Annotated in this window: 18 protein-coding genes, 1 rRNA gene and 1 other RNA gene; 19 read left to right on the top strand and 1 reads right to left on the bottom strand. The window is 45.8% G+C overall.

Going from position 1 to position 18,771, the window contains the following annotated elements; all coding sequences use genetic code 11:
* Positions 1–11 precede the first annotated feature (11 nt).
* Positions 12–422, top strand: coding sequence for a YwiB family protein (locus tag BLT91_RS14760; protein ID WP_090822168.1), 411 nt, complete (start codon positions 12–14; stop codon positions 420–422).
* Positions 423–427: 5 nt separating this feature from the next.
* Positions 428–2,101 carry an arginine--tRNA ligase gene (gene argS, locus BLT91_RS14755; protein WP_090822166.1) on the top strand — a complete coding sequence of 558 codons (1,674 nt, stop codon included), beginning with the start codon at positions 428–430 and terminating at the stop codon, positions 2,099–2,101.
* Positions 2,102–2,182: 81 nt separating this feature from the next.
* Here the strand turns inward: argS and BLT91_RS14750 are convergent, their stop codons facing one another.
* Positions 2,183–3,343 carry a S8 family peptidase gene (locus BLT91_RS14750; protein ID WP_090822164.1) on the bottom strand — a complete coding sequence of 387 codons (1,161 nt, stop codon included), beginning with the start codon at positions 3,341–3,343 and terminating at the stop codon, positions 2,183–2,185.
* A 419-nt stretch (positions 3,344–3,762) separates the two neighbouring features.
* On the opposite strand from BLT91_RS14750, the gene rpoE reads away from it, so the two are divergent.
* The 17 genes from rpoE to BLT91_RS14665 form a co-directional block, all read left to right on the top strand.
* Positions 3,763–4,341, top strand: a complete 579-nt coding sequence (gene rpoE / locus BLT91_RS14745; RefSeq protein WP_090822162.1) for a DNA-directed RNA polymerase subunit delta — start codon at positions 3,763–3,765, stop codon at positions 4,339–4,341.
* A gap of 332 nt (positions 4,342–4,673) precedes the next feature.
* Entirely contained in the window at positions 4,674–6,275 is a 1,602-nt protein-coding gene (locus BLT91_RS14740) for a CTP synthase (protein WP_090822160.1), read from the top strand.
* Between the two features lie 118 nt (positions 6,276–6,393).
* Positions 6,394–6,786 (top strand): response regulator, encoded by a 393-nt coding sequence (locus tag BLT91_RS14735; RefSeq protein ID WP_090822158.1) that lies wholly within the window; start codon positions 6,394–6,396, stop codon positions 6,784–6,786.
* A 130-nt stretch (positions 6,787–6,916) separates the two neighbouring features.
* Positions 6,917–7,771 carry a class II fructose-1,6-bisphosphate aldolase gene (gene fba / locus BLT91_RS14730; RefSeq protein ID WP_090822156.1) on the top strand — a complete coding sequence of 285 codons (855 nt, stop codon included), beginning with the start codon at positions 6,917–6,919 and terminating at the stop codon, positions 7,769–7,771.
* Positions 7,772–8,029: 258 nt separating this feature from the next.
* Positions 8,030–9,289, top strand: a complete 1,260-nt coding sequence (locus tag BLT91_RS14725) for a UDP-N-acetylglucosamine 1-carboxyvinyltransferase (RefSeq protein WP_090822483.1) — start codon at positions 8,030–8,032, stop codon at positions 9,287–9,289.
* Positions 9,290–9,351: 62 nt separating this feature from the next.
* The gene (gene rho, locus BLT91_RS14720) at positions 9,352–10,653 is read left to right on the top strand and encodes a transcription termination factor Rho (protein WP_090822154.1); all 1,302 of its coding nucleotides are present in this window, start codon (positions 9,352–9,354) and stop codon (positions 10,651–10,653) included.
* 39 nt (positions 10,654–10,692) lie between these two features.
* Positions 10,693–11,967 carry a radical SAM family protein gene (locus tag BLT91_RS14715; protein WP_090822152.1) on the top strand — a complete coding sequence of 425 codons (1,275 nt, stop codon included), beginning with the start codon at positions 10,693–10,695 and terminating at the stop codon, positions 11,965–11,967.
* A 119-nt stretch (positions 11,968–12,086) separates the two neighbouring features.
* Positions 12,087–12,284, top strand: coding sequence for a 50S ribosomal protein L31 (gene rpmE / locus BLT91_RS14710; RefSeq protein ID WP_090822150.1), 198 nt, complete (start codon positions 12,087–12,089; stop codon positions 12,282–12,284).
* Between the two features lie 91 nt (positions 12,285–12,375).
* On the top strand, positions 12,376–12,786 hold the full coding sequence (locus tag BLT91_RS14705) for a hypothetical protein (RefSeq protein ID WP_090822148.1): 411 nt from the start codon (positions 12,376–12,378) through the stop codon (positions 12,784–12,786).
* Positions 12,787–12,843: 57 nt separating this feature from the next.
* Positions 12,844–13,107: signal recognition particle sRNA large type (gene ffs / locus BLT91_RS14700), an RNA gene on the top strand.
* Between the two features lie 178 nt (positions 13,108–13,285).
* The gene (locus tag BLT91_RS14695) at positions 13,286–14,722 is read left to right on the top strand and encodes an ATP-binding protein (protein ID WP_090822147.1); all 1,437 of its coding nucleotides are present in this window, start codon (positions 13,286–13,288) and stop codon (positions 14,720–14,722) included.
* Between the two features lie 78 nt (positions 14,723–14,800).
* Positions 14,801–16,543 carry a DNA polymerase III subunit gamma/tau gene (dnaX, locus tag BLT91_RS14690; RefSeq protein WP_090822145.1) on the top strand — a complete coding sequence of 581 codons (1,743 nt, stop codon included), beginning with the start codon at positions 14,801–14,803 and terminating at the stop codon, positions 16,541–16,543.
* Positions 16,544–16,563: 20 nt separating this feature from the next.
* Positions 16,564–16,875 (top strand): YbaB/EbfC family nucleoid-associated protein, encoded by a 312-nt coding sequence (locus BLT91_RS14685; protein WP_090822143.1) that lies wholly within the window; start codon positions 16,564–16,566, stop codon positions 16,873–16,875.
* A gap of 44 nt (positions 16,876–16,919) precedes the next feature.
* Positions 16,920–17,516, top strand: a complete 597-nt coding sequence (gene recR, locus BLT91_RS14680; protein ID WP_090822141.1) for a recombination mediator RecR — start codon at positions 16,920–16,922, stop codon at positions 17,514–17,516.
* Between the two features lie 136 nt (positions 17,517–17,652).
* Complete coding sequence (locus BLT91_RS14675) at positions 17,653–17,937, top strand: DUF2508 family protein (RefSeq protein ID WP_254776970.1); 285 nt, start codon at positions 17,653–17,655, stop codon at positions 17,935–17,937.
* 51 nt (positions 17,938–17,988) lie between these two features.
* A complete protein-coding gene (locus BLT91_RS14670) occupies positions 17,989–18,210 on the top strand; it encodes a pro-sigmaK processing inhibitor BofA family protein (protein WP_090822479.1) in 222 nt (73 codons plus the stop codon).
* 300 nt (positions 18,211–18,510) lie between these two features.
* A 16S ribosomal RNA gene (locus tag BLT91_RS14665) occupies positions 18,511–18,771 on the top strand; the annotation flags it as partial.

Genomic DNA, 18,771 nt, shown 5'->3' with positions numbered 1-18,771 from the left:
AATGACGGACCATGACGGCTAAGCAGCGCGTGCGGATCCGAATTGAGAGTCGAAGCGGGAGCGAGACTGCGGTGCAGAAGGCACGGGGGGATCTCTATCGTAAAGGCAATCACACGTACATCCGCTATGAAGAAGAGCCGAACGAGCTTGGACGAACAGTGACGCTCATTAAGCTGGAAGAAAATCAGATACGCATTGTCCGCCAAGGAGATGTGCAAGCAGAGCAAATGTTTGTGCCCGGCGAGAGGCGGATCGGCTTTTATCAGACGCCTCAAGGTCGATTGGAACTCGAAATCGAGACTCATGAGCTGACATCGGAGGCCGAGCAAGGCATCGGTATTACGAGGTGGAGCTATGATTTATATGCATCAGGCACTCATGCGGGAACATACAGGATCAAGTTGTTAATTCAGGAGGAGTAAGACGAATGGATGTACTAAACGAAGTCAAAGCCATTGTTAAACAAGCTATAGCAGAGGCAGTTACAGCTGCGGGCATCGTGGAATCGGCGCAATTACCGGAGATTATTCTTGAAGTGCCGAAAGAAAAGACGCACGGGGATTTCGCAACGAATGTCGCGATGCAGCTAACTCGAATTGCTAAGCAGAACCCAAGACAAATTGCCGAGCAAATCATTGCTAACCTGCAAAAGGATAAAGCGAATATCGCAGAAGCGGAAATTGCGGGACCGGGTTTTATTAATTTTAAAATGAACAAAGTATACCTATATCCCGTTATTGCAAATGTTATGGGACAGGGTGAACGGTACGGTGCGACTAACGTCGGTCAAGGGCTCAAGGTGCAAGTTGAGTTCGTTAGTGCCAATCCAACGGGTTCTCTGCATTTGGGTCATGCGCGTGGAGCAGCAGCTGGGGACGTGCTGTGCAACGTGCTTGATCTCGCTGGATACGATGTATCCCGAGAGTACTACATCAATGATGCCGGCAATCAAGTTATCAATTTGGCCAAATCGATCGAAGCCCGCTATCTACAAGCGCTTGGACAAGAAGCGGAGATGCCGGAAGATGGTTACTTCGGCGAAGATATCAAAGGCTTTGCGGCAGACCTTGCTGCAGAAGAAGGAGATCGCCTTCTTAGCTTGCCGGAAGATGAACGTCTTGCTTATTTCCGCACGTATGGGTTGAAAAAAGAACTCGACAAAATTAAACACGATTTGGGTCGCTTTGGTGTTCATTTCGACAATTGGTTCTCCGAGACATCGATTTATGAAGATAACCTCATCCCGCCTGTGCTTCAAGAGCTGCGGGATAATGGACACATCTATGAAGAAGAAGGCGCGACTTGGCTCAATACAACGCCGCTTGGTGATGACAAGAATCGCGTGTTGATTAAGAATGACGGCTCCTTTACCTACCTGACACCCGATATCGCCTACCATCGCAACAAATTTGGGCGCGGTTTTGAGCGTTTGATTAATATTTGGGGCGCTGATCATCATGGCTATATTCCACGGATGAAAGCGGCTATGACGGCGCTGGGCTTTGAAGCGGATCGGCTCGTCGTGTTGATAGCACAGATGGTGAGCCTTTTCCAAAATGGAGAAAAGGTCAAAATGTCCAAGCGGACCGGCAAAGCAGTCACGATGGAAGATCTCATGGACGAGGTCGGGGTGGATCCGATTCGTTATTTCTTCGCGATGCGCAGCATGGATTCGCATTTGGACTTTGACATGGACTTGGCGGTTTCTCAGTCCAATGAGAACCCTGTGTTCTATGTGCAGTACGCACATGCACGGATTTGCAGCATCTTCCGCCAGGCGGAAGAGCAGAACATCCAGGTGCTGCCGCTGGAGCAGGTAGACCTTACCCAGCTTACTTCGGAAGCTGAGTTCGATTTGCTTCGCAAGATGGGCGAGCTTCCGGAAGAAATCGCCATCGCGGCCGACCAGTACGCGCCGCATCGGCTCATACGCTATGTCTATGAACTGGCGAGCCAGTTCCATAGCTACTACAGAGGCCACTATGTCATCACGGATGACGCGGCCTTGACCCAGGCGCGTCTCGCCTTGCTCGGCGCACTGCGCATTACATTAGCCAACACGCTTCGTGTGGTTGGCGTATCTGCTCCAGAGCGGATGTAATCTCCGCTCCACACAAAGAAGGACCATCAGAGAGATCTACTGATGGTCCTTCTTCATGCTATAAGCGGGGCTCTGCCCGCTTTAGCTCTGGCGCGCCGCCCGAATCGCCCGTCGGGCGTTCAAATACCCGGGCTGCCAGCGCGTGCTCGAACGCCTGTTAAGGCCGAGCGCGCAGCGCCGCAGCGCGGTTTTAATCTGCAGCGGCGACATCGGCTTGATTGACAACATCAAAGCGATGACGCCGCTGACATGAGCAGTGGCCATGGAAGTGCCGCTTAGCTCATTGTATTTGCCGTGAAGCCAGGACGAGTAGACGCGTTCGCCTGGTGCGTAGATATCAATTTGCTTTCCGCGATTGCTGAAGGGAGCAATTTTACCTAGCCGAGTTGTGGCACCGACGGAAACAACCTGCGGGAAACGGGCGGGGTAATCGATCGTTTTTCTTTTGCCGTCGTTGCCCGATGAGGCCACAATGACTTTCCCTTTGTAATACGCGTTCATGACAGCCTGCTCGAGAGAACGATTGTATGCCTTCATGCCGAAGCTCATGTTGATAATATCGAGATCGTTATGAACGCACCAATCAATGCCGGCGATAATGTCTGAAACATAAGCGCTTCCACCATGGTCGAACGCTTTTACCGGATGAATGATGGCTCTTGGAGCTACACCCACAATTCCTGAATAGCGGCCCGTTGCCGCGATGGTTCCGGCGATATGCGTACCATGACCATTATCATCATAGGGCAGCATACTGTGGTTTAATAAATTAATACCTCGTGAAATTGAATTACGTAAATCAGGATGATTGTAATCGATGCCCGTATCGATGACTCCGATCCGAATGTTCTGACCTACCGACTTGCTCCAAACTTCGGGAGCGCCTACTTGATCAACGCCCCAAGGGATCGTGTGAGAGCCCGACAAGGTGCTTGCGCGTTTGGAGGCAATTTTGTTGCCGATCATTTGGTGAACGGTCATTTTGGAATCTTCTTCAATGCTCGGCACACCGGAGAAACTTCTGAGCTTTGTATCGGGACGAAGCGTGCAGGAGAAAGCGTGAATGATGTCTAGATCACGGACCTTAGAAAGGTTGACTAGATTCGACTTCATTCGTTTAAGCTCTGATTTGCAATCGTAATAGTCCTTAGCCGATGAGAAATGGATGATATGCTTTTTATCAGAACGCTTGGCGAGACCGATTTCCTCATGAAGCAAATGAAGAAAGGTGGCTACATCCATATGCCATCCCCCCATGACAGCTTAGAATCGAATCTCCCCTATCTTATGTACAGGTCACTCCGTATGACCGTGTAATCGCCTTTATAGAAATAAATGGGTTCGAAGCCGTGTCAGATGTGTAGGTTTTACATAGGATAGATAGAGAGGCGCGGGCAGGAGTGTCTCTTTCTCAGGTAGTGGAAACGGCCGTGATTCGTTTGCGCCGCTTCCTTAGGATACAGTCGCAAGCGGAGGGGGACCTTCGCTTGTATTCATTTTAGGGGGCTGCTTTCCTCCCTCCGAAGGATCTATCCCTCAGCTGCTCGAAAGGTTTCTAAGGGATAGTTGCAATTTTAGAAAAAATAGGTTTTACTTAATGAAGATATTGGATAAGGTAGATAGAAGAACTGAAGAAGACGGTCGAAAGGGATGTGCCTTAGATGAGTAGCGAATACACACTCAAAATCACCACAGAGCAAGCACGCGAAATGCCGATGGTGGATTTGGCGTTTGAATTACTGAAGTCAGCGAATACACCGTTTTATTATCGTGACCTGATGGCGGAGATTGCTAAAATTAAAGGGTTATCTGAGCAGAATGTGATGCAAGTGATTGCCCAACTATATACGGAAATCAACATCGATGGACGTTTTGCTTGCGTAGGTACGAACCTATGGGGCTTGAAACGCTGGTACCCTGTAGAGAAATCAGACGATGCGGTTGGTAACGCGAAGCGTCCAAGAATCATCAATGACGAAGACGATGATTTAGATGAAGACATCTACGCTGAGGAAGAAGATACATACGCAGAAGAAGATGAGTACGATACATTTGGTACCGAAACCGAAGAGGAAGAAACGGAAGAGGATACTGAATTCTTCGAAGATGAAGAAATCGAAGAGGATCTTGGTGAAGCGGGTATTGAAGAGACTGACGAAGAGGAAGAAGATTTAGACGGGGATTCCGACGAAGAAGATGAGGAAGAGGATTTGGAAGAAGAGGAATCCGGCGGCAAATAACTTGTCTTGACAGGTCTATCTATTCAGAGTAAACTATTGCATGGGCTTTAAAAGAATCTTAACAATTCGCGAAAGCATTCAAAAAGTGCCCCGTCACTACGGGTGTCACTTTTTTTGTTTTTTAGTGTTTTTTCACCGTATTTTCATGAAAACCCTCATTTAGTAGAAACTAAACAAGAGATGGTTAGCAACAACGATAGCGAATGCTTACGGCGTAAGCTTTTTGCATACAACAAATCAAGTCAGTGCTCACGAAGCCAGTTTTCTGGCGAAAACTAAGCTCATGCTCACGAAGCCAGTTTTCTGGCGAAAACTTTAAGGAGGCGTACATAGTGACCAAATATATATTCGTTACGGGAGGCGTAGTTTCATCCCTTGGCAAAGGAATTACCGCAGCTTCCTTAGGGAGATTGCTTAAGAACAGAGGTCTGAAAGTTACGATTCAAAAGTTCGACCCTTACATTAACGTGGATCCAGGAACCATGAGTCCTTACCAGCACGGTGAAGTATTCGTAACCGACGATGGAGCAGAAACGGATTTGGACTTAGGTCATTATGAGCGTTTCATCGATATTAACCTTTCCAAGAGTTCCAACGTAACTTCAGGTAAAGTGTACTCTTCGGTTATTACCAAAGAGCGCAGAGGCGAATACTTGGGTGGCACTGTACAGGTGATTCCGCACATTACAAATGAGATCAAAGAACGTGTGATTCGCGCTGGTCGTGAAGCGCAATCTGATGTCGTGATTACCGAGATTGGCGGTACGGTTGGGGATATCGAGAGCTTGCCGTTCCTGGAAGCTATCCGTCAAATGAAAAATGATATTGGCCGCGAGAATGTGATGTATGTTCACGTGACGCTGATTCCTTATATTAAAGCTGCTGGTGAAGTGAAGACGAAACCAACGCAACATAGCGTTAAAGAACTGCGTGGACTGGGTATTCAGCCGCACGTTATCGTTTGTCGTACTGAGCATTCCCTCACGGAAGATATGAAGCGCAAGCTCGCATTATTCTGTGATATCGAGCCAGCTGCTGTTATTGAATGTAAGGATGCAGAGACGTTATACGAAGTGCCGATGATGCTTCGTGAGCAGGGACTTGACGATTATGTCGTTAAACACTTGAAACTGCAAACGAACGAGCCGGACATGACTGAGTGGGAAAGCCTTGTTCGTAAAGTGAAATCATTAACTAAGAAGACTGAAATCGCGATCGTAGGGAAATATGTTGCGCTTCATGATGCTTACCTGAGTATTGTGGAAGCACTAGGTCATGCTGGCATCGATAATGACTCCGAAATTGATATCCGTTGGGTGAATGCAGAAGAAGTTTATGATCATAACGTACATTCGCTTCTTTCGGGTGTTCAAGGTATTCTGGTACCGGGTGGATTCGGTGATCGCGGTATTGAAGGTAAAGTTTCAGCGATCCGCTATGCCCGCGAAAAACAAATTCCATTCTTCGGAATTTGTTTGGGTATGCAGGTGGCTGTCATCGAATATGCGCGTTCCGTTTCAGGCTTGGATGGCGCGAATAGCTCCGAAATCAATCCTACAACGGCTTATCCGGTTATCGATCTACTGCCAGAGCAGAAGGATATCGAGAATTTAGGCGGTACAATGCGTCTTGGTCTATATCCATGTAAGCTTGTTCCTGGCTCCCTTGCAGCTGAGTGTTACAATGATGAGCTTGTCTATGAGAGACATCGTCACCGTTACGAATTTAACAATGAATATCGCGATTTGATTGAATCAGCTGGTTTGCGCATTTCCGGTACATCGCCGGACGGCCGATTGGTCGAAATGGTCGAGCTTCCGGGTCACCCTTGGTTCTTGGCTGTGCAATTCCATCCGGAATTCACATCGCGTCCGAATCGTCCGCAGCCGCTTTTCCGAGATTTCGTGAAAGCCGCTCAGCAGATCGCTCGCTAATGTAAAACTTTTCAATTAGTCCCTCTTCTTCGGAAGGAAAACGAAAATGAATAGCGAATTACTAATAATCAATAGAATTAGGGGATTAGTTATTCGTTTTCGGGAGGGAACTAGGCTGATGAGGAAAAAAGTATTAATTGTCGATGATCAAAATGGAATTCGTGTATTGCTAATGGAGGTTTTCAGTAACGAAGGATACGATACTTATCAAGCCTCTAACGGTAAGTTGGCTCTAGAAATCGTTAGAAATTCTTCGCCTGACCTGCTGTTATTGGATATGAAAATTCCTGGTATGGACGGCCTGGATATTTTGAAACACGTAAAAGCGATCGATGCATCCATCAAAGTCATTATGATGACGGCTTATGGTGAGCTCGATATGATTAAAGAAGCAACGGATCTAGGTGCAATCATGCACTTCACGAAGCCGTTTGATATTGATGAATTGCGTATGGCTGTCAATATGCAGCTTAATAATGAATCAAGCAGTGGTTTTGCAGTGGGATCCTAGTGATAGGGTCTTTTTTTGTGGCTGAAAGGCATGGGCTTGGTTATCATTTGAAAAGTTATGTGCTATAATAACTCAGGTATGAGAAAGAGCGGTATACGCAACTATTATAGGTTCTAGGAGGAAGAGAAACATGGCATTGGTTTCAATGAATGAGTTTTTACCTAAAGCAAAAGCGAACAAATTCGCGGTAGGTCAATTTAACATGAATAACCTTGAATTCGCTCAAGCGATTGTGGAAGCTGCAATCGAACTGAAATCCCCGTTCATTTATGGTGTTAGCGAAGGCGCACTGAAATATATGGGTATCGAATTTACAGTAGCAATTGCTGAAGCTGCAGCTAAAAAATCCGGTCTGCCGATTGCTCTTCACTTAGATCATGGCAGTTCCTTTGAAGTCGCAATGAAATGTATCCGTGCAGGATTCAGCTCCGTAATGTTCGATGGTTCCCACTATTCTTTCGAGGAAAACATTCGTTTGACGAAAGAAGTAGTAAAAGCAGCTCGTGCAATGGGTGTATCCGTTGAGGGTGAGCTTGGAACAATTGGCGGCGTAGAGGATGACATATCTGTTGATGAAGAGCACGCTAACCTTGCAAAACCAGAAGAAGCTATCCGTTTCTACGAAGAAACAGGTGTTGACTGTCTGGCTATCGCTGTAGGTACTGCACATGGTATGTATGCAGGCGAGCCTAACATTCACTTCGATATTATCGAAGCGGTTTCCAAAGCGATTCCAGTTCCAGTTGTATTACACGGTGGATCCGGCGTACCTGACGAAATGATTCGTAAATCTATCGCGGCAGGCGTTGGTAAAATCAACGTAAATACAGAGAACCAAGTGGCATGCACTGAAAGCATCCGCGCAGCTCTGAACAAAGATGCCAAAATTTATGATCCTCGTAAATATCTCACCCCAGCACGTAATGCTATGATCGAAGTTGTAAAATCCAAAATTACCTTGTTCGGAAGCAGCAATCAAGCTTAATTCCAATTGTATAGACATGGTAGGAAATGCAGTAAGGAGCGAGTGGAGATAGATGAATTTTGTCTGCCATTTGTATCCTTACGAGCGTTTCCTTCTTCTATTTTTTTCGTCTTATGTTCTCTATGAGAACCGTGAGTGGTTTATTTGTCATGGAAGTTTAGTATGATGTTGTGTTTATTTGTTGTTTGATAGGTTGCGTTTGGTTATTTTGTTTTAATTACTTTGTAAGTAGGCACCTGGTTTAGGGGGAGAATCATGTTGGAGAAATTAATGGTGGTCGGGGGACGTCCACTACGGGGAACGGTTCAAATTAGCGGAGCTAAGAATAGTGCAGTTGCACTCATTCCAGCTGCCATACTTGCAGAAACGTCGGTGACATTGGATAATCTGCCTCATCTGAGTGATGTGGCTATATATACAGAAATTTTGACGGATTTAGGAGCTACAATCGATTGGAATGAAGATAAGATGACGATCGATCCAAGTCGAATGAAGTCGCTTCCGATGCCAAATGGCAAAGTAAAGAAGCTTAGGGCATCCTATTATTTGATGGGAGCACTGCTTGGTAGATTTGGAGAGGCAACGATTGGTCTCCCGGGTGGTTGTAACTTTGAACCACGTCCGATTGATTTGCATATAAAAGGATTCGAAGCATTAGGTGCCGAGGTCAGCAATGAGAACGGTGCTTTAAAGATACGTGCCAAAGAGCTGCGCGGTGCAAAAATATATTTGGATATGGCGAGTGTAGGAGCTACGATCAACATCATGCTGGCGGCCTCACGCGCTAAAGGAGTTACGATTATCGAAAATGCGGCTAAAGAGCCTGAAATTATAGATGTGGCTACGCTTTTAAACTCGATGGGTGCGAAAATAAAGGGTGTAGGAACGGAAACAATTCGAATCGAAGGGGTAACTGAGATGCATGGTTGCCGCCATTCCATTATTCCTGACCGAATTCAAGCGGGCACGTATATGATTGCAGCAGCAGCTACACGCGGCGATGTGACCGTGGATAATGTTATTCCTAAACATATGGAGGCTTTAACTGCAAAGCTGCAGGAAATGGGCGTACATATCTATGAAATGGATGAGTCAATTCGTGTTGTGGGTCAGCCTGAATATGAAAGCGTTGATGTGAAAGCGTTGATTTATCCTGGATTTGCGACGGATCTACAATCTCCGATGACAAGCCTGCTTTGTCAAGCTAAAGGGGTAAGTATATTAACGGATCATGTTTATAGTAATCGTTTCAAACATATCCCTGAGCTTGTGCGTATGGGAGCGAAGATGAAGGTCGAAGGACGTTCTGCTATCATCGAGGGTTCACAGCTCAGTTCCGCAAAAGTAAGAGCAACGGATTTGAGAGCGGGGGCTGCTCTTGTGCTTGCGGGGCTTAGTGTAAGAACGGGTGGTATTACGGAAGTTTCCGGGGTTGAATTTATTGATCGTGGTTATGAGAACTTGGTTTTCAATTTATCCTCACTCGGTGCTGAGGTTTGGCGCGAGAGCGAGGAATAAAGTTACAAACAACAGGCAATGCTAGAATCCAATTGAAAATTTAATAGTTTGGTGGTTGAAACATGAGCATGCAGCTTGCCGAGCTTGAAGTACTCAAGCTTACTGAATTATATAAACTAGCTAAGAAACATCAGATTCCATATTACGGTACGCTGAAGAAAAAAGAACTCATCTTTGCAATTTTACGTGCACAAGCGGCTGAGAGTGGTCTAATGTTCATGCAAGGTGTTCTCGAAATCCTTCAGGAAGGCTTCGGGTTCTTGCGTCCAATTAACTACCTTCCAAGCTCAGAGGACATTTATATATCGGCTTCTCAGATTCGCAAATTTGATTTGCGATCAGGGGACATTGTGTCGGGCAAATGCCGCCCACCCAAAGAGAATGAGCGCTATTTCGGGCTTCTTCAGGTAGAAGCGGTGAATGGGGAGAAACCGGAAACGGCTGCAGAGCGACTCCACTTCCCTGCATTGACACCTCTTTATCCAGACACGCGGGTTACACTCGAAACGGAGCCTAACAAGATATCCATGCGTATTATGGACTTGCTTGCCCCTGTGGGTCTAGGCCAACGCGGCTTGATTGTAGCGCCTCCTAAAGCAGGGAAGACGCTGTTGCTCAAGGAAATCGCTAATAGTATATCTACCAATTATCCGGAAATTGAACTCTTCGTGCTGCTCATTGATGAGCGTCCGGAGGAAGTTACCGATATGCAGCGTTCTGTTAAAGGGGAAGTGGTTGCTTCTACCTTTGATGAACTTCCCGAAAATCATATTAAAGTCGCTGAACTTGTATTAGAACGCGCCATGCGTCTGGTTGAACATAAGAAAGACGTTGTCATTTTGCTGGACAGCATTACACGTCTGGCTAGGGCTTATAACCTCGTGGTACCGCCAACGGGCCGAACGCTATCAGGTGGTATTGATCCTGCTGCATTTCATCGTCCCAAACGTTTCTTCGGGGCTGCCCGTAATATTGAAGAAGGCGGCAGCTTGACGATTCTTGCTACAGCACTCGTAGAAACGGGCTCACGTATGGACGATGTCATTTATGAGGAATTTAAAGGTACAGGAAATCTAGAGTTACATCTTGATCGTAAAATGGCTGAACGCCGTATTTTCCCTGCGATTGATATTCGCAGATCCGGTACGCGCCGCGAAGAAGCGCTCCTCGGCAAAGATGAGCTCGAGAAGGTATGGGCGCTTCGCAAAGGCATGAACGATTCGCACGAATATACAGAATCATTCATTAAAAAGCTCGGAGAATCGAAGACGAATCAAGAGTTTCTGGACTCTCTAGCTTCCCCTTCCGCTGGATCAGCAGGGGTGAGTGTGAGCAAAGGTAAAGTGAAAAACTCAGCTTCTTAAGCTGGAAGATACGTGTAACGCACAAAGAGGAGTACCGCTATGAATTTGGTTTATTCAGACTCACAAGGAAACGTCTTTGACCATCCTGATTTCTTGGCACTTGGTCGAAACGCAGAAATGATCACAGAAATTTTAGAAGACGAGTTGATTCCTCTGCCTGAAGGATCAACGCTCGTTAGTCTTCCGTTCACGCGACCGGTCGGTATTGATGCGGCGACTGGCGACATGAAGCTGGTTGAGGGTGATTATCATGCCGTGGGGGCGCTGCTCCCGCAAGGCTTCACTAGACTTCTGCTCCCTGGTTATGTTAAATCGGATAAGACCAAAGCACTGCCGCTTTTCGGGTATACCGCTGTCGTATGGAAAGAAGACGGCTTCTATGTAGCTGCACGATTGACGGATAATCCGTACTACTGGAACCCAGTACATTGTGACCCTACAGAGCTTGAAGTGGAGGTCAAACGATTGGTTAGCAAGTATCCGGATAATCGGTTATATCAGCACTTATCCAATTGTGCACTCGGGTATGAATGCCTGACTGCTTCGAATACGTTTCTCCAGCGCTGGGAGGGGGCTGTTCCGGTCTCCTACTCCTGTAACGCAGGATGCTTCGGGTGTATTTCGGAACAGCCGGATGAGAGCGGCTTCGTGGCTCCTCAGACTCGTATGAACTTCAAGCCTAAGGTCGAAGAGATCACACAGATCATGCTGGAGCATCTACGAACGCCAGAGAGCATTATTTCCTTTGGGCAGGGATGTGAAGGGGAACCTAGTACACAAGCTGTGATCATTATCGATGCCATCAAGCAAGTCCGCGAGCAGACGAAGATGGGCTATATTAATATCAACACCAATGCAGGGCTCACGGATCATATCCGCGGCATTGTAGACGCAGGGCTTGATCTAATGCGCGTGAGTACGATTAGCGCGTTGGATGATCACTACAACGCCTACTACAAGCCGAGGGCTTATACGCTCAAAAATGTGGAGAAGTCTCTACGTTACGCCACGGATAAAGGTGTCATAACTTCGATCAATTATCTTGTATTCCCAGGTGTAACCGATCGAGAAGAAGAGATCGAGGCTATGATTGAATTCGTGCGAAGAACCGGATTGAAATTGATTCAACTGCGCAACCTGAATATTGATCCCGAAAGTTACCTGAGCATTATTCCTAAGGCTCAAGGTGAACTGCTTGGGATGAAGCAAATGATTGAGATTTTCCAGCAAGAATTGCCAGATGTTGTTCTTGGTTCTTACTCGCATACACCGAAGTTCTACACGAGTGACCCAACCGTCACTACAGTGCTCTAAAGGAAGGGTTATCCGGTCTATTTTTGATTGATCAGGACTTCCGAATATGTTATAATGCACAGGTACGTCCATTAACTCTGTTTCAGCAAATGATTCAGGGCGGAAAGAGGTGAACCAACATGAAAGCAGGTATTCATCCTTCTTATCATGCAACCACAGTGACTTGCGCTTGTGGTAATGTGTTCGAAACGGGCTCTATCAAGCAAAATCTTCGCGTTGAGATTTGCTCAAATTGCCATCCCTTCTACACAGGTAAACAGAAGTTTATCGATGTAGGCGGCCGTGTCGACAAGTTCAAAAAGAAATACGGAATCTAATTGGCATCAATTTCTTTGCTGCCAATCAGCATAAGACAACCTCCCTTGGTCATCCTAAGTTTAGACTTAGAGTCCAATGGGAGGTGTTTTTATGTTTAGGGGCATGCTTAGGTTTACGGGAGCCATCCTGCTCATAACGAGCCTAATTGGCTGTGGAATTAATTCCGGTAACAAGAATCCACTGTCCGAGGGTGCACAGTATAAAGCGCAGCATTACAAGCAGGACGGGTACATGGGGCTCACGAGTGTGAATCCGAACGACCCGCTTAATCCTACGTATCATCACTACGAGGATGATACGAACTTAATGAAAGCCGTACTCGCGCAGCTGCAAGGTATTGAGAAGGCCAATATCTCCATTAACGGGCCGACCGCACGGGTGAAAATAAAACCAAGACCTTCTTTAACGGCTTCGCAAGTGGAGGAACTCCGTTCACAAGCCCAAATGGCCTTGAACACTAACATGCCGCGCTACAAGGTGATCGTGAAAATCGTTCAATAAGCAGGTAGATTTTCCCCTCGGTTGCTATTTACAATTGAATCAGCTATACTATTTTTACTGTGCTAGACGGGGAGGTAGCGGTGCCCTGTAACTCGCAATCCGCTGTAGCGAGGTTGAATTCCTGTTAGCGGTACTGTGATGTGAGGTCTGGCTCTTACACGTGGTGTTGAGAGTTGGGTCCTTCGCAATGAATGCTCATGAACCCGGTCAGGTCTGGAAGGAAGCAGCCGTAAGTGAGATGTTTCATGTGCCGAAGGGATGCCTGACTTGAGCCAACGATAAGAGTTCGCTTGTATCACTTTATCAATAACAGGTGCACGGTTTTACTTAATCATTTCAAATAATGACACACAACAAAACGCCAGCATTTAGGGCGTTTTTTCTTTTGTTAAGGGAAGGAAAATTCTTGCTCTACAGAGAATGAATATAACATCTGAATTATCATGTAAACGTTTGCGAATTCTGCGATTCGATTAGAGAAAGTGAAGGAGCTGCTGAAATGTCCATTCATGACCCTCAAGATTACATGGTTTCCATTGAGGAAATGCGAAAGCTATTCAACCTAAATGTACAGACAGGTATGCTCGTTGTCGATGAGGATGGAAAAATCATTTTAGCAACAGATCAAATTTTGAAATTTTCGGGGTATTCGGCCGAAGAAATAACGCAAATCTCTTTCCCTCAACTTTTTAAAGTGAGGGCAACTTTGCGTGAGCTGTACGAGTTTTATTTTAAGAACGAATCCAGTTTGGTGGAATGGCCCCATGGTTTCCTGGTAGGTAAAAACGGCGAAACCATCTTTTATCAATTTTCGATGTTGAAGCTCATGCGCGGCGATAAGCTAACGTATCTCTTGGCCATGAAGCATCAAGAAGAGTACCCACAATTAAATCTGCTGCAGCGATTCTCAGACGCCTTTCTGAAAGATATCAATTTAGGTGTTTTGTTAATTAGTATGAATTTTACGCTTGTCGATGTCAGCGATCGAGCATGCCAGATTCTAGCTATGGATCGGGAGCATATTCTTAATAAGTCGTTAGAGGAGATCTTTGCAACAGTTCCAAGCCAGCATCAGCTTGTGCAGCGAACGATCTTGGATGGTGCTGTCGTACGCAATCATGCGGTTTCCTGGACGAATAATCAAGAACGGTTTGAGCTGCTGTTGGATTCAAATGTGCTGAAAGACAGTCAAGGTAAAATTGTAGGGGCTTATGTGATTTTCAAGGACGTTACGAATATGCGCTCGCTGGAAGAGATGGTTCAAAGAAGTGACAGGCTTGCAATGATCGGGCAAATTGCAGCAGGCACAGCGCATGAGATTCGGAATCCGCTAACTTCGATCAAAGGCTTTCTGCAGGTGCTGCGGCGCACTTTTGAAGTGCAAGGAATGGAGAAAGAACAGAGCTACACCGTGGTCATGTTAGAGGAAATCGATCGGATCAACGAGCTCGTGAATGAATTTCTTCTGCTCAGTAAGCCTAAACATGTTTCTTATGAGCGGATCGATGTGACGGAAGTGCTGCGAGGGATTTTACCTATCATCAATAATGAAGCAATCTTGTACAATGTTCATCTTCAATATGAAGCTTCCTATCACTTGCCGGAAGTTATTGCAGACAAAGAGCTGCTCAAGCAGGTTTTCTTGAATGTTTGTAAAAATGGCATAGAGGCAATGGCGGATGGAGGAACATTGACAATTTCAGAGAAAGTGGACACGGTTGAACGGAATGTCAGCATTGATATTCATGATACTGGTTCAGGAATCCCGATGTTCGTGATTGATAAAATCTTCGATCCGTTCTTCACAACGAAGGATACGGGTACAGGATTAGGTCTTTCGGTATGCCAGCGAATCATTCACGATATGGGAGGTACGATACGTGTATCTTCCAAAGGCTTTGGGACGACGTTCACGATATCGATTCCTTATGCTTGATCCTCTATTTCATCCCTTGGTGGGTTATAGTATAATGGATTCAGTCATTCCACGCAGGGATTATTGGAGAGGAACATTATGGCACATATTGCTCTGTATCGAACGTGGAGGTCTCAGACGTTTCGTGAAGTTGTCGGTCAGAAACATATCACGCAGACACTGCAGAATTCTTTGCGAGAAAATCGCCTTACCCATGCTTATTTGTTCAACGGACCTCGAGGAACAGGTAAGACAAGTACGGCCAAAATATTAGCCAAGGCAGTTAACTGCTTAAACGGTCCGGCGGAAGAACCTTGCAACGCTTGCTCAGCATGTGAACGAATCACGGACGGTGCTGTTATGGACGTTGTCGAAATCGATGCTGCCTCCAATCGCGGCGTAGAAGAAATTCGGGATATTCGTGATAAAGTAAAATATGCCCCTACAGAAGTAAGGCAGAAGGTGTACATCATTGATGAAGTGCACATGCTCACGACCGAAGCTTTTAATGCCCTATTGAAGACTCTTGAAGAGCCTCCGGCCCATGTCATGTTTATTTTAGCAACAACCGAGCCGCATAAGATCCCAGCAACGATTATTTCTCGTTGTCAACGCTTTGACTTTCGGAGAGTTTCGATGGATGATCAGGTGCAGCGGCTGAAATATGTTTGTGAGCAGGAGCAGATCTCTATCAACGAGGAAGCTCTCCATTATATAGCGAGACTGTCGGATGGCGGGATGCGGGATGCACTCAGTCTGCTGGATCAGGCGACATCCTTTGCCTCGGGTGAAGTGCAGCTCTCTGACATTTTGTCCATCACCGGCGGTGTGGCTTCTGATCAATTCAAGAAACTCGTTCTTTACATCAAAGAGAAGAATCTTGGAGCCGCGCTAGAGCTTATCGATACTTTCATGCAAGAAGGAAAGAGCGCTGACAAATGTATTGAAAACTTGATTAACTACTTCCGCGATTTGCTCATGGTTCGCATGGTGCCGAATTCGCCTGTTATTACGGAACGTGTTTTTGATATGGGCGAACTAAAGGACATTGCCAATCATTTCTCACCTAGTGAAATGATGGCCATCATCGAAACACTGAATCATTATCAGAGCGAAATGAAATACTCCGTACAGCCTCAGACCCTGCTAGAAATTTCGATTATGAAAATGTGCGGTGGTCATAGAGGAGAGGGCAGCAGTTCATCTGAAAGTATGAGGGCCGAAGCCGGAAATCGTTTGCCTCAAGGTGAACTTTTTGCGCAAATGACCCAAAAGCTTCAACAACTTGAAGAACAGATAGCCGGACTGGTAAAATCGGGAGTAACGGGTGCATCGTCCGATCCCCATGCTAAGCAAGCGGCCTCCGCCAAAATGCCGGTGGCCTCGGCCCCTTCGAAGAAGTCGGGCATCAAGCTGGACGGTTACTTGAAGGCCTCGGAGAATGCAGATACTAAGGCAGCTCTTATGAAGTGGAGTCAAGTGTTAGGTGTTGTAAAAGAAAAGAAGATTACCGTTCATGCTTGGTTCGTAAATGGTGATCTGGTATCCATGCTGGATGATGTTGTACTTGTTGCATTCAAAAACGAGATGCATCGCAATACAACGGAAAAACCGGAAAACAAAGTCATTATCGAGCAAGTGCTTACTTCGGTGTTTAGTAAGCCAATACGTTTGCTTACGATCATGCGTAAGGAGTGGGACGATGCAAAGAATGATGCGACTAGCAGCGCTCCTGAAGTCATGGAATTAGAGACTGATAATGGGACTGCTGTCAAAGAAGAGTGGATTTCCGAAGCGATCCAATTGTTTGGCGAAGAGTTAGTAACGATTAAAGAAGACTAAATACGAGGGAGCTACCTGCCATGAATAACATGAATCAAATGATGAAGCAAGTAAAGAAAATGCAAGAACAAATGATGAAAGCCCAAGAAGAACTGGGTACTAAAATGATCGAGGGTACAGCAGGCGGCGGTGTCGTCACTGTCATCATTAACGGACACAAAAAAGTTCAAAGTATTACAATTAAGCCCGAAGCTGTTGATCCGGATGATGTTGAAATGCTGCAAGATCTCGTGCTTACGGCTGTGAATGATGCTATGGCCAAGGCGGAAGAAATCGCTAACAAAGATATGGGCAAATTTACAGGTGGTATGAATATCCCTGGATTGTTCTAAAGACAACCAAGAGCAACGATTCTGAACGATGAAGGAGAACTCCTTTGTATTACCCCGAACCGATATCCAAGTTAATCGATGCTTTCTCTCGTCTGCCGGGGGTAGGCCCCAAAACAGCGGGACGCCTCGCCTTTCACGTCCTTCGTATGAAAGAAGAAGACGTGATAGACTTCGCGAAGGCGCTCGTCAACGTAAAAAGGAACCTTCACTATTGCTCGGTCTGTTGTAACATTACGGATATTGATCCTTGCCGTATCTGTCAAGATAAGAGCAGGGACGGTTCCGTCATTTGTGTCGTCCAAGAACCTAAGGATTTGGTCGCTTTGGAACGCACCAAAGAATTCGAAGGATATTATCACGTACTGCATGGTGCGATTTCCCCGATGGAAGGGATTGGACCGGATCAAATTCACATAGCTGAATTACTCAAGCGTTTGGGTGATGAAACGGTGCAGGAATTGATTTTGGCAACCAACCCGAATATCGAGGGGGAAGCGACAGCCATGTATTTGTCCAGATTAATCAAACCATTCGGTCTTCGGGTTACGCGTATCGCGCATGGATTGCCAGTGGGTGGAGATTTGGAATATGCTGATGAAGTGACGCTGACCAAAGCAATGGAAGGCCGCAGGGAATTATAAATAACGTGCATAATGATCAGGGAGCTTGCAAAGCTCTCTTTTTTGTTGCCAAAAAAAATGTCATGAAGGTTCTAAATGTTCCATTTTTCCCATATGGATAGATCAACCCGGTTATGGGAGGAATGGAGGTTTGCATGTGCGACCAGCTCTATTAGGAAAGTATGGGATGAAGAATCCAAAGACGAAAAACGCTCAAGAAGAACTTAAGAAGGACAAGCAGATGCTAATTCAAGAGATTCGTAATGCCCATGCGAATTGGGTGGCGGCTCAAGCGCACTTTGAATTTGCTTTGGACAAGGATCAGATTGATTATGCGATCTATGCTATGGAAGCTGCAGAGAAAAGATTTGAAATGCTCATCAAGCAAGCCAAAAAGATGAATTTGAGTCTGATTGACAGTGATCGATTAATGGAGGTGTAGAAGGTGTATCTCAAATATGCTGTATGGGGATTACTTGTACTTTCATCTCTAATGCTATTATTCATTTTTTTTCGGAATAGCAGCGGCGGCAGGGTATTATCAGCGCTAGGATTGAATATTGTTGTGGCTGCATTCCTCTTATACACATTGAACTTATTGAGTACCTACACACAATTTGACCTCCCTATTAATACAGCCACATTAGGGACTGTTACTGTTCTAGGGGTCCCTGGGGTCTTACTTCTTATAGGTCTAAAACTAACTTTGCTCTAGATGGTAAGATCATACATGCAAATCGTGGTTGACTCAGTTACAGCATCTGTGGTATCTTATAAAAGTTGCCGCTGAGACATGCGGGAATAAAGAAGTAACTTTAGAAAAACAAGTTGCAAAATAATAGTTAGTGTGTTATTTTGATATTCCGGCTTTCGAGAGAAGACGGAAAATGAAAGAAATTGATCTTTGAAAACTGAACAACGAGTGAGTAAGCACGGTCGAGAAATCGACCAAAAAGAGATTGCAAAATCTCGCTAGCAACGCAAATGAGCAATTAAGCTTTCAAATAGTTTTACTATTATGGAGAGTTTGATCCTGGCTCAGGACGAACGCTGGCGGCGTGCCTAATACATGCAAGTCGAGCGGATTTATCCTTCGGGATAAGTTAGCGGCGGACGGGTGAGTAACACGTAGGTAACCTGCCTATAAGATCGGGATAACTATCGGAAACGATAGCTAAGACCGGATAATTGGTTTTCTCGCATGAGAGAACTATGAAACACGGAGCAATCTGTGGCTTATAGATGGGCCTGCGGCGCATTAGCTAGTTGGTAGGGT

Source organism: Paenibacillus sp. yr247 (assembly GCF_900103825.1).
In the GTDB taxonomy this organism is placed as follows: Bacteria; Bacillota; Bacilli; order Paenibacillales; family NBRC-103111; genus Paenibacillus_E.
Note: the sequence above shows the minus strand (reverse complement) of the source record. Positions and strands in the feature narration are given on the sequence as shown.